Source organism: Bacilli bacterium, assembly GCA_036381315.1.
Taxonomy (GTDB): domain Bacteria; phylum Bacillota; class Bacilli; order Paenibacillales; family KCTC-25726; genus DASVDB01.
Map to the genome: position 1 here is coordinate 1 of DASVDB010000157.1, position 11,869 is coordinate 11,869.

Genomic DNA, 11,869 nt, shown 5'->3' on the forward strand with positions numbered 1-11,869 from the left:
TAATAACGTATTAGTGCGGAAATAGTGAGCCTCAGGCAGGCTCTCTTTTCTTTTTCGGGAAAGTAGGCTATACTGAGAGCGGGCTAGATCGGGCGATCTAGCCCGCCTTCGGTATATAAGGTATTGTTTTGGAGGTGACAAGATTGCCATCGACAATCGCGATCGTTTTGGCTGCGGGAAAAGGAAAACGAATGAAGTCGAAGTTGTACAAAGTGCTGCACCCGGTTTGCGGACAGCCGATGTTGGGACATGTAATCGCGGCTGTGCAGGCGGTTCAACCGGATAAAACGATAGTCGTTGTCGGCCATGGAGCGGATAAGGTCCGCTCTTTTCTGGGAGAGCAGATCGAAACGGTGCTGCAGGAAGAGCAGCTTGGCACCGGGCATGCGGTGCTCATGACAAAACCGCTCCTGCACAAGCTGCAAGGCACGACGCTGGTGCTCTATGGAGATACGCCGCTCATCAGGCCGGAAACCATTGAACGGCTGATCGCTTTGCATCGCCAGTCCAATGCGGCTGTGACGCTTTTGACCGCCATGATCGATGAGCCGCACGGCTACGGGCGGATTGTTCGCGACGCCGCTGATGCAATCGTTGCGGTTGTCGAAGAGAAAGATTGTACGCCCGAACAGAAACAAATCAAAGAAGTCAACACGGGCATTTATTGTTTTGACAACCGCAAGCTGTTTGCCGCGCTAGGGCAAATCAGGAACGATAACGCCCAACAGGAGTATTATTTGACGGATGTAATACAAGTATTGCAGCAGCAAGGGGAAAAAATCGCGGCTTGCGTTTTGGATGATCCGACGGAAGCGGCGGGGGTGAACGATCGCGTGGCGCTTGCGGAAGTGGAAAAACTGCTGCGTATGCGCATCATTCGCCAGCATATGCTGAACGGCGTAACCATCGTCGATCCTTCATCGACATATATTGACGCCGGTGTGCGTGTCGGGCAGGATACGGTCCTGCTGCCGGGGACCACTTTGTACGGAACGACGTCGATTGGCGAAGATTGCCTGATTGGTCCGCACAGCGAAATCAGGGATTCGATGATCGGCAACGGCGTGCACATTAAACATTCGGTATTGGATCAGGCAAAGATCGGCGATAAAACGACAGTTGGGCCGTTCGCGTACTTGCGCCCGGGCGCCAAAATCGGGGCGGGAGCGCGCATCGGCGACTTTGTGGAAATAAAAAACGCCGCCGTCGGCGAAGGCAGCAAAATACCGCATCTCAGCTATGTCGGGGACGCGATCATCGGCAACGGGGTGAACTTTGGCTGCGGCGCGATTACCGTCAATTACGACGGTTACCATAAACATTTGACCGAGGTTGGCGACAATGCGTTTGTCGGCAGCAATGTCAATCTGATTGCGCCGGTTAAAATCGGCAGCGGCGCCTATGTAGTGGCCGGCTCGACCATTACCCATGACGTCGGGGAGAACGATTTGGCGATCGCGAGAGAACGCCAGATAACCAAACCGGAATATGCCAATGTGTTAAGAGCGCGCATAAAAGAGCGCACCGTCAATAGCCGGGACGAGAAACAAAAGTAAAAAGAGCGCGGTTGTAAAAGGTGCCGTTGATTTTCACATAGTGCGGCGAAATGTTTTCCACAAAACCGATGTCGCTATGCTGCTTGTCCAGGTAAATCTGAATGGGAACTTCGTGCAAGATGTGATCCTGGAAATGATCATCGTTCGTCAAAACCTGACCGTTCACATACATGGCGTTTCACCTTCTTTGAAAAATTTTCATTCTATAATTAGGACAATCGAACAGGAGAAAACGTTGCATTTGCGTCCGAATTTGCCAAATTTTTATTGATTTTGTCGGGGGTACGGACATGAAATGGTTTGTCGGATTGGGCAATCCGGGGAATAAGTATAGCGATACGCGGCATAATGTCGGATTTATGGCGCTTGACCGCTTTGCGCGAAAGTGGGGAATCGACTTTAAAGAAAGCCGGTTTAAAGGCGAGCTTGGCGAAGGCATCGTCCACGGCGTCAAAACGGTGCTGATCAAACCGCAGACGTTTATGAATTTGTCGGGAGAGTCGCTTCGCGCCTACCGCGATTATATGAAGGCGGATATTGCCGATCTCATTGTGGTTTATGACGATATGGACACGGAAGTGGGCTGCATCCGCCTGCGCAAGCAGGGCGGCCCGGGCGGGCACAACGGCATCAAGTCGATCATTCAGCATCTCGGCACGGAACAGTTTGACCGCATTCGCATCGGCATATCCCGTCCATCTCCCGGAGTGGCCATGCCGGATTATGTGCTTTCGCCATTCGCCAGGTCGGAACAGGCCCGCATAAGCGGAGCGTTGGATCTGGCCGCCAACGCGCTTGAGGCGGCGCTAACGGAACCGTTTGACAAGGTCATGGCGCAATTCAACAAAAAAAGCGTCTAATCCGGGCCCCAAATGGCCATACTGGAAATGGGCATAGTTTGCATCCGGGAGGCATACATATGGCAGTAAATTATATTTGCCGGCATTGCCATACGCTTATTGGCCGCATTGAAGACGCGCAAGTCAGCGAGATGCAGCTGGGGTTTCATTTCTTGACCCCCGGCGAGCGCAGGGATATAATTACCTATGACCAATACGGGGGCGTCTCAGTCAAAGTTGTTTGCGACTTCTGCAAGGATGCTCTGGATTACCATCCGGAATTATCGCTTTTGTCAACGCCGTTGCAATGACCGATCATGACCGGTTTTAAAAGGTTCGCAAACTAAGTTGGTTAACAGCCTTGGCTTGCTTCGCTGAGGCTTATTTCCTGTTGCATGTGCGAAAGGGTGTTGGAAAACATGAATTTGCTGCTTGCGGCGATTGCGCAAGAAGCGGATGTACAATCCGTCATTTCGGGCGTTCGCGCCGGTTTGAAAGAGCAGATGATTTCCGGCCTGGCGGGTTCGTCCCGGCAGGCTTTGCTGGCGGCTCTGGTTCAAGAATTGAACAGGCCGCTTTTGGTCGTGGCGCATAACATGTTTTCCGCCCAGAAAATAGCCGAAGATTTGGCGGAATGCGCCGGCGCGGAAGTTCTGCTGTATCCGGCCAACGAACTGATGATCGTGGAATCGGTTGCGGCAAGTCCGGAAACGCTGGCGCAGCGAATCGAAGTGTTGTCCCGTTTGGCCGCGGGTTTTCGCGGTATTGTCGTCGTGCCGTTTTCCGGGCTGCGCAAACTGCAGCCCGCAAAGGAAGCGTTTGCCTCCGCGAATTTGCAGTTGGCGGTCGGGGATGTCATGGATCCCGGAACGTGCGCGGCCCGTTTGCATGAATTGGGCTATGAACGTGTGGAAAAGACGGAAAATCGCGGCGAAATGAGCGTGCGCGGCGGCATCATCGATGTTTTCCCGCTTACGACCGAAAAAGGCTATCGGATCGAATGGTTTGACGATACCGTCGATTCGATCAGGTTGTTTGATGTGGCGGATCAACGCTCCGTGGAAAAAATCCGGTCGGTTCAAATTCCGCCCTGCAAGGAAATTATCGCCGAGCCGCGGCGGGCGCGAAATTGCGCGCAGCATGTCTATGAACGTTTGGAAGAGTATTTGGCAAAAATCGCGGATCGCAAGACGAAAGAAAAACTGCTTGCGGAAATCGGCAAAGATATCGAACTGTTGCGCGAAGGCGTTTGCTTCCGGGAAATCTATAAATATATTTCCTTTCTCTATCCCGAGCGGCAAACTTTGTTAGATTACATGCCCGACGACACGATTCTTGCGCTTGATGAGCCGGTGCGGCTGCAGGAAACAGCAAAGCAGCTGGAGCGCGAAGAAGCGGAAATGGTGACTTCGCTGTTGCAGGAAGGGAAGTTTCTGCCCGCTTTGCAATTAAGCAAAGATTATACTTCACTCATTCCGTTTTCCGGCATGCAAAAGCTCTACTTGTCTCTTTTTCTCCGCCAGGTTCAGCATGCGCAGCCGCAAAATATCGTGAATATCGTCAGCCGGTCGATGCAGCATTTTCATGGGCAAATGCATGTGCTGAAAGCGGAAATGGAACGGTGGGACAAGGCAGGCGCGAAAGTGATGATCGTGGCCGGCGGCGAGGAACGCGCCCAACGCGTGCGCCGTGTGCTGGAGGATTACAAGATCAAATTGCCCATTTTGCTGAACGGATATTTGCAGGCGGGATTTGAATTGCCGTCCATCAAGCTTGTTGTCATCACCGAAAACGAATTGTTTACGCAGAAACAACGAAAGGCGCGCAAAGTCGAACGCAAAATCGAAAACGCGGAACGGATCAAAAGCTACACGGATTTAAAAGTAGGCGACTATGTCGTGCACGTCAATCACGGCATCGGCAAATTTGTCGGCATCGGCACCCTGGAAATCGCCGGCATGCATAAAGATTACATTCATATCGTATATGCGGGCGGGGACAAGCTGTCCGTGCCGATCGACCAGATCGATATGGTGCAGAAATACATCGGCACCGACGATAAGGAGCCGAAGCTGTACAAACTTGGCGGCAATGAATGGCATCGCGTCAAAAATAAAGTCCGTTCGTCGGTAAAAGATATTGCCGGCGATTTAATCAAATTATACGCCCAGCGGATGGCTTCCACAGGTTACGCATTTGCCAAGGATACGCCGTACCAGAAAGATTTTGAGAGCATGTTTCCGTATGAGGAAACGCCCGATCAGCTGCGCGCGATTGAAGAGATCAAAAGAGATATGGAAAAGAGCCGGCCGATGGACCGCCTGCTTTGCGGAGATGTCGGTTACGGCAAGACGGAAGTGGCGATCCGCGCGGCGTTTAAAGCCGCGATTGAGGGAAAACAGGTAGCGGTGCTCGTGCCGACGACGATTTTGGCGCAGCAGCATTTTGAAACGTTCCGCGAGCGGTTTTCCGGCTTTCCGATGCGCATCGAAGTGATCAGCCGTTTTCGCTCCAAAAAGCAACAGACGGAAATTGTCAAGGGCATCAAAAACGGCACGGTGGATATCATCATCGGCACGCACAGGCTGCTATCCTCCGATGTGCGGTTCAAGGATTTGGGCCTTTTGATCGTCGACGAAGAGCAGCGGTTCGGCGTTACGCATAAAGAAAAGCTGAAGCGGCTGAAGGCCAATGTCGATGTGTTGACGCTGACGGCGACGCCGATTCCCCGCACCTTGCACATGTCCATGCTGGGCGTGCGGGATTTGTCGATTATCGAAACTCCGCCGGAAAACCGGTACCCGGTGCAAACGTACGTCGTCGAATACAGCAATTCGCTCGTACGCGAAGCGATCGAACGGGAATTGGCGCGCAACGGCCAGGTTTACGTGTTGTACAACCGCGTGCAGGGCATCCAGTCGATTGCCGAACGCATTTCAACGCTTGTGCCGGAAGCCAGAGTGGCGGTTGGTCACGGGCAAATGTCCGAACAGGAACTGGAGAAGACAATTCTTGATTTTCTTGACGGCGAATACGACGTGTTGGTCAGCACGACGATTATTGAAACCGGCGTCGATATCCCCAATGTAAATACGCTGATCCTGTTCGATGCGGATAAAATGGGGCTATCCCAGCTATACCAGCTGCGCGGCAGAGTAGGCCGTTCCAACCGCATCGCTTATGCCTATTTCACTTATGAGCGCGATAAAGTGCTGTCGGAAGTTTCCGAGAAACGCCTGGAAGCGATCAAGCAGTTTACCGAGCTCGGATCCGGGTTTAAAATCGCCATGCGCGATTTGGCCATCCGCGGAGCGGGGAATTTGCTGGGCGCCGAGCAGCATGGTTTTATCGCATCGGTCGGATTTGATTTGTATTCGCAAATGCTCGCCGACGAAATCAAGTCCTTAAAATCGGAAATGGAAGGCGAACAAGCGCCGCCCGTGGAAATCAACACGCAGATCGACATCCAGCTTGACGCTTATATCCCGTCGGATTATATTTACGACAGCATGCAGAAAATTGAAGTCTATAAAAGAGTGGTTGCCATCCAGCGCGTGGAAGAAGCGGAAGAGCTTTATGAAGAACTGGTGGACCGGTTCGGCGACTTGCCGCAGCCTGTAGAAACCCTTCTGGCTGTTGCCAGAATCAAAGCTTTGGGCAAGGAGTTTTTCGTCGAGTCGATTGCCGTCAAGGGCGCCGAGGCGATCCTTAAAATTCATGAAAGCCAAAACGCGTTGATTAACGGGCAAAAGTTGTTTGAACTCGGCAACCGGTTGCGCAACAAAATGCGTTTGATCAGCGGTTTAAAGATTCAGATCGCGTTAAATATTGCCGGGATGAAGCCAGAAGAAACCATAGCTTTTATAGAGCAATTTTTGTTACAATACAGGGAGGTTGTCAATCCGAAAGGGGAACTTGAAAATGTCGCGAAATAAATTGGACAAACATCGCAGCAACAGTTGGCGTATCGTTGGCTTGCTGGCTATGGCCGCTTTGCTTGTCCTGTCATTGGCCGCGTGCGGCAAAAAACCGGTTGCGGTTTATAAAGGCGGAGAAATTAGCGCCAAAGATTTCGATACTTTCCTGGCAGTGAACAAGCTGATCGATCCCTATTATTCGTATTATGAAACAATGCCCGACTTCAAGCGGCAAATGGTTGAACAGTTGGTCGTCACCCGTTATTTGACCAAAGACGCAACCGCGGATCAGGTCAAACAAGCGGAAAGCAAATCCGACGAAGACTGGAAAAATTTCCAGGGCTACATCAAATCCGGCGAAAATGAACAGCAGTATAAAGACGCGCTGAAAGAGTTGAAACTTTCGGAAGACGATTTGCGGGAATTTTTGGAGGAGCAAGCGCTGTTTAATATTGTGCTGGAAGACAAATTTTCCGATGAAGAACTGCAAAAGCGTTTTGACGAAGATGTCAAGAAAGACCCGAATGTCTTTACGACAGCAACAGTTGACCACATTTTAATCGCTCTGAAGGATCAGGAAGGGAAAGATTTGCGCACCCCGGACGAAGCGTTGAAACGGGCGCAGGAAGTGCGGGAAAAGCTGCTGAATGGCGGCGACTTTGCCGCTTTGGCGAAAGAATACTCGGACGATCCCGGATCAAAAGACAACGGCGGCCAATACAAGGACGCCGAAGTCAACCTATGGGTTCCGGAATTCAAGCAGGCGGCTTTGGAACTTCCGTTGAATCAGATCAGCGAGCCGGTTAAGACCGATTATGGGTATCATGTGATGAAAGTCGAGTCGCGCCATGTCGGCGAGTTGGCCGATGCGGATGTAAAAGAAAAAGTGCTCGGCGAATTGGTCGGCGAGTTTCTGAATGATTTCCGCGAAAACGAATTGCCGAAAATTTTAACGAAAGTCAATCTGCCGAAGGAATCGCCGACGCAAGCGCCGCAGCAACAAGAGCCGCTGACAAGCCCGGCGCCAAGCGCGGCGCCCGACGCGCAGTCGCCCGCGCCCGCGGAGACGCAATCTCCTGCGCCGACGGCAACGCAATCGCCAACTCCGGCAACAAACAGCCCGATCGGCCAGTAATCCGAATCATACAAAAAAACTGCTCCAGGATTCTGCTGATCCTGGGGCAGTTTTTTTTACATTATTGAATTAATAAATTACTGGTTATTGACGAAGCGCAAAAATGCACGTTAATTTTCTCAGAAGTCGGTTTATTTCGATTGTAGCGCAAAAATGCACGATAAATTTTTAAAAATGCTTTTTCCCGAAAATATAGTGCAGATTCGACCTTCATTGCGGATTTTTGTACATGTTCTCAAATTTATAGTGCAGATCTGCTCTTCATTTACTAATCTCCTCATACAAAACGATTGAGTTTGCGTTTATTAAGGACCTTACGGTGATTTTCATAAGACGGTTTTTCTTATTTTGTTCGACAGGCCCTAGTCATAGTTGCGGACATGCTTCCCCGGTGTTGCCGGCTTGCTTCCCCAAACGGAACAGCCATCATTGGTTGTCCGTCCTATGGAAAAGCGCTTTCCCTACCTGCTGCACTGAGCCTGCAAGCACATCCTCCTACCGGTCACGCTTACGGCGCATAAACGTCCGCATGGTCCGCCAACATGTGGCTTCCCCCTGCCAGCGACGCCGAGCCTGCAAGCGCATCCCCCTAGCTGTCAGAGCTAGCAGTTCATAATCATCCGCATGGTCCGCCAACATGTGGCTTCCCCCTGCCGGATGCGCTAACGGACGTATTTGCGGCTATTTCGCGAAAAAACGCCATGCGGAAATTTTAACGGACGCAGGAGCCGTTATTCGCAGAAATCGGGCCTGTCTAACGATGAAAATAGGCAAATAGGCGCAATGGCGTCCGTTACAATTTTAAAAGCGAAAAAATCCGCCAATTAACGTCACTGGCGTCCGTTAGAGCACGCCCGTGCATCAACGAACCCGGGCTGACGCCGGCATTGGTGGTATTTTTCGTCTGTTCACAATTTGTTAATGGTTTCACAATATCCGGGGTGAAAATTGTCATAGTGGGCCCAATATGCCGTCCATACAATGAGAATCATCATTATCTTGGAACAATTCGAAAAGGAGGATCGCATATATGAACAAGGCTCCGCTTGAACCGAACGAAACCAAACGGAAAGCTGCGCCGGCAACCAAGGAAGCGGAAATTTCCCTGAAGGGGACCTTCGTCTCCGTTATGTTGCTGGGAGCATTTTTGGCGCTGACGTGGCTTGGTGTGTTCTTTTTATTTGTGCACCGCTACTGACAAATCAAAGGTGAAGGGAGATGACACCTATGCATTTGCACAAACTTGAGAAAATATGGCTTGTCTTCGGCATTGCCATGCTGGTAGTCTTTTTGCTTGTGGTGGGCGTGGGGGCTTTTGCGATGGGCATGCAGACGCCCGGCGGCGTCGATCATCATGCGATCAACCCGGAATTGGTGGAGCAAACCGCGCCGTTTGACAAACCGGGGCTTAAAAAAATTGGCGACAACGAGTTCGAGGCGGACTTGATCGGTTTTACATTCGGTTACACCCCGGGTAAGTTGACGATCCCGGCGGGCGCGAAAGTCACTTTCAACATTACAAGCAAAGATGTTGTGCACGGTTTCAATGTTATTGGCACGAACATCAATATGATGGTCGTTCCGGGCGAAATCAACCATATGACATATACATTTGTCAAAAGAGGCGAATATCTGGTTGTTTGCAATGAGTATTGCGGCGCAGGCCATGAATACATGAACATGACGATTGTCGTTGAATAAGGGGAGGAGAGAAGACATGAGAGAAGGCATGACCATGAAAGAAGCAATTCCATTGCATACGTTCGACAAACGGGACGCCAGGGTTGTCTTGGCCCATCTCTTGTTCGCTTTCGGCGCTCTTTTGATCGGCGGCATTGCCGGCTTGCTGCAGGGACTTGTCCGCGGCGGCGTCGTCACACTGCCGGGAGGAATCGGTTATTACCAACTGCTAACCGCTCACGGAGTGCTAATGGCGCTTATTTTTACAACTTATTTTATCATTGGCTTTCTGCTTGCCGGCACGGCCCGGACGCTAGGTGGCGAACTGCTGCCGCAAGCGAGAAAGCTCGCCTGGATTGGCTTCAGCCTGATGTCGCTTGGCGTGCTGGCGGGAGTAACGTTGATCCTGATGAACAAAGCGACGGTGCTGTATACTTTTTACGCGCCGCTCAAAGCGTCTCCCTGGTTTTACGTGGCGCTCGCGCTCGTCATCGTCGGCAGCTGGATGAGCGGTTTCGGCATTTTCCGGCAATTTCGCAATTGGAAAAGGTTGCACGCAGGCAAGCTCACGCCGCTGTTTGGCTTCATGGCCGTGGCCACGATGCTGCTTTGGTTCGTCGCAACGCTCGGCGTAACCATCGAAGTGGTGTTCCAGCTGATCCCCTGGGCGTTCGGCTGGACGGATACAGTCAATATCATGCTGAGCCGCACCCTGTTTTGGTATTTCGGCCATCCGCTCGTATACTTTTGGCTGCTGCCTGCTTACATGGCCTGGTATGTCGTCATTCCGAAAGTCATCGGCGGGAAAATATTCAGCGACGCTTTGGCGCGCCTTGCCTTTCTCCTTTTCCTGCTGTTCTCCATTCCTGTCGGGCTGCATCACCAATTGATGGAACCGGGGATCTCGAGCGTATGGAAATTCGTGCAGGTCGTCCTGACGTTTATGGTTGTCATTCCGTCGCTGCTCACCGCATTCTCGATGTTTGCCACGTTTGAAATTCACGGGCGCCAAAAAGGCTCCACCGGGCTGTTCGGCTGGCTGAAAATGCTGCCGTGGAGCGACGTGCGCTTCTTTGCGCCGTTTATGGGGATGCTCGTGTTCATTCCGGCGGGGGCAGGCGGCATCATCAACGCAAGCCACGAGATGAACGCGGTCGTTCACAACACGCTGTGGGTGACGGGCCACTTTCATCTGACCGTGGCGACAACCGTCGCGCTGACATTTTTCGGCGTCACTTACTGGCTTATCCCCGCCGTTACCGGGCGCCAATTGACGAAAAGAATGCACAAATGGGGTATCATCCAAACCATTATTTGGCTTGTCGGCATGTTTTTCATGTCCGGCGCCATGCATACCGTCGGTTTGCTTGGGGCTCCTCGCCGGACCGCCTACACGACGTACATGGAAAACGCGACCGCCAGGTCGTGGATTCCGTACGAGGTGGTCATGGCGATTGGCGGCACGATACTGTTTATCGGCGTTCTCCTGATGATCGTCAACGTCGTTGCGCTGCTGCGCGCTCCGCAGGGCCATACGGATTTCCCGATCGCGGAAGTGGTCGACACGGCGGAGAAAACTCCGCGTTTGTTCGAACGCATCGGTGTCTGGGTTTCCGTTCTGGCGGTTTTGATCATATTCGCCTACATGATGCCGATCATGGACATCGTAAACGATCCGTCGCCCGGCTCCAAAGGTTTTGTAACCTGGTAAACAGTGTATCCAATTGCAAAATGGGTCATCGGCCAATCCAAAGCGCTAATCCAAGAATCGGCTGCGTATCTCTTTGACGGGATCATGCAGCTTGTTCTTTTTCCAAACCATATGTACCGGTTGCGGGCAATCATGTTATAGATCAAATGAATTTTATAAACGACCGGCACAATTTGGCAAACTTGTCCGAACAATATAATGAACCCCCCAAGGAGCTTGAAATCGCACCATTGGCAGCAGGCAATCAGCGCATAAGAAAATGGGAACAGATGAATACTATGGGCAGTAATAACGAATGATCATCCAGGGGTAAAAATCTTCAGTGAAAGCGAGGCAGCATGAAATGAAAGCAACTGGAATAGTTCGTCGCATTGATGATTTGGGGAGAGTTGTCATTCCGAAGGAAATCCGGCGCACGCTGCGCATCCGCGAAGGCGATCCGCTGGAAATATTCGTTGACCGGGATGGCGAAGTGATCCTGAAAAAATATTCCCCGATCGGCGAACTAGGGGATTTTGCCAAAGAGTATGCCGAATCATTATATGAAAGCACCAACCACATCGTACTGATTTCGGATCGCGACAGCATGATTGCCGTTTCCGGAGCGGCCAAAAAAGATTATTTGGAAAAAGAAGTCGGCGCCTTGGTGGAAAGCTGCATGGAAAACAGGAAAGCGATGCTGGAAGCAAACGGCGGCCAGTTTGAGCTTGTAAAAGACGCGCCGGAAACCTACAGTTCGTTTGTCATTGCGCCGATTGTCGCCGGCGGTGACCCGATCGGCTCGGTCATCCTGTTAAGCAAAACGGAAGGCACGAAAATGGGGCAAATGGAGCAAAAAATGGCGGAAACGGCAGCCGGTTTTTTAGCGAAACAAATGGAACAATAACGGTTATTGCATTTTTAACGGGATGAACGAACAGCTTTTCGCACCAGCGCAAGCAAACTGGCGGGAAGCTGTTTTTTTGGTTTATAATGACATTGTTCGGCAAAAAACCGTGAATGAAATATGAGACGAAAGGAAAATCTTATGG

At 51.4% G+C, this 11,869-nt stretch carries 10 protein-coding genes; 9 read left to right on the forward strand and 1 reads right to left on the reverse strand.

The window, feature by feature from the left end; genetic code table 11:
- Positions 1 to 143: 143 nt before the first annotated feature.
- A complete protein-coding gene (gene glmU / locus VF260_11665; protein ID HEX7057833.1) occupies positions 144 to 1,556 on the forward strand; it encodes a bifunctional UDP-N-acetylglucosamine diphosphorylase/glucosamine-1-phosphate N-acetyltransferase GlmU in 1,413 nt (470 codons plus the stop codon).
- Here the strand turns inward: glmU and VF260_11670 are convergent.
- Positions 1,528 to 1,728, reverse strand: coding sequence for a hypothetical protein (locus tag VF260_11670; protein ID HEX7057834.1), 201 nt, complete (start codon positions 1,726 to 1,728; stop codon positions 1,528 to 1,530). The two genes, glmU and VF260_11670, sit on opposite strands and share 29 nt — an antisense overlap.
- A 118-nt stretch (positions 1,729 to 1,846) precedes the next feature.
- Between VF260_11670 and pth the strand changes: the two genes are divergently transcribed.
- The 8 genes from pth to spoVT all read left to right on the forward strand — a co-directional run bounded on the left by pth (position 1,847) and on the right by spoVT (position 11,724).
- Entirely contained in the window at positions 1,847 to 2,416 is a 570-nt protein-coding gene (pth, locus tag VF260_11675) for an aminoacyl-tRNA hydrolase (GenBank protein ID HEX7057835.1), read from the forward strand.
- Between the two features lie 59 nt (positions 2,417 to 2,475).
- A complete protein-coding gene (locus tag VF260_11680; GenBank protein HEX7057836.1) occupies positions 2,476 to 2,706 on the forward strand; it encodes an anti-sigma-F factor Fin family protein in 231 nt (76 codons plus the stop codon).
- A 108-nt stretch (positions 2,707 to 2,814) separates the two neighbouring features.
- Positions 2,815 to 6,330: a transcription-repair coupling factor gene (mfd, locus tag VF260_11685; GenBank protein ID HEX7057837.1), complete on the forward strand. Its 3,516-nt coding sequence runs from the start codon at positions 2,815 to 2,817 to the stop codon at positions 6,328 to 6,330.
- Positions 6,317 to 7,447, forward strand: coding sequence for a peptidylprolyl isomerase (locus VF260_11690; protein ID HEX7057838.1), 1,131 nt, complete (start codon positions 6,317 to 6,319; stop codon positions 7,445 to 7,447). Before mfd ends, VF260_11690 begins: the two co-directional genes overlap by 14 nt.
- A 1,030-nt stretch (positions 7,448 to 8,477) precedes the next feature.
- Positions 8,478 to 8,645, forward strand: a complete 168-nt coding sequence (locus tag VF260_11695) for a cytochrome c oxidase subunit 2A (protein HEX7057839.1) — start codon at positions 8,478 to 8,480, stop codon at positions 8,643 to 8,645.
- A gap of 29 nt (positions 8,646 to 8,674) precedes the next feature.
- Positions 8,675 to 9,148 carry a cytochrome c oxidase subunit II gene (locus tag VF260_11700; GenBank protein HEX7057840.1) on the forward strand — a complete coding sequence of 158 codons (474 nt, stop codon included), beginning with the start codon at positions 8,675 to 8,677 and terminating at the stop codon, positions 9,146 to 9,148.
- Between the two features lie 16 nt (positions 9,149 to 9,164).
- Positions 9,165 to 10,838 carry a b(o/a)3-type cytochrome-c oxidase subunit 1 gene (locus tag VF260_11705; protein HEX7057841.1) on the forward strand — a complete coding sequence of 558 codons (1,674 nt, stop codon included), beginning with the start codon at positions 9,165 to 9,167 and terminating at the stop codon, positions 10,836 to 10,838.
- Between the two features lie 343 nt (positions 10,839 to 11,181).
- Positions 11,182 to 11,724 carry a stage V sporulation protein T gene (spoVT, locus tag VF260_11710; protein ID HEX7057842.1) on the forward strand — a complete coding sequence of 181 codons (543 nt, stop codon included), beginning with the start codon at positions 11,182 to 11,184 and terminating at the stop codon, positions 11,722 to 11,724.
- Positions 11,725 to 11,869: the final 145 nt, after the last annotated feature.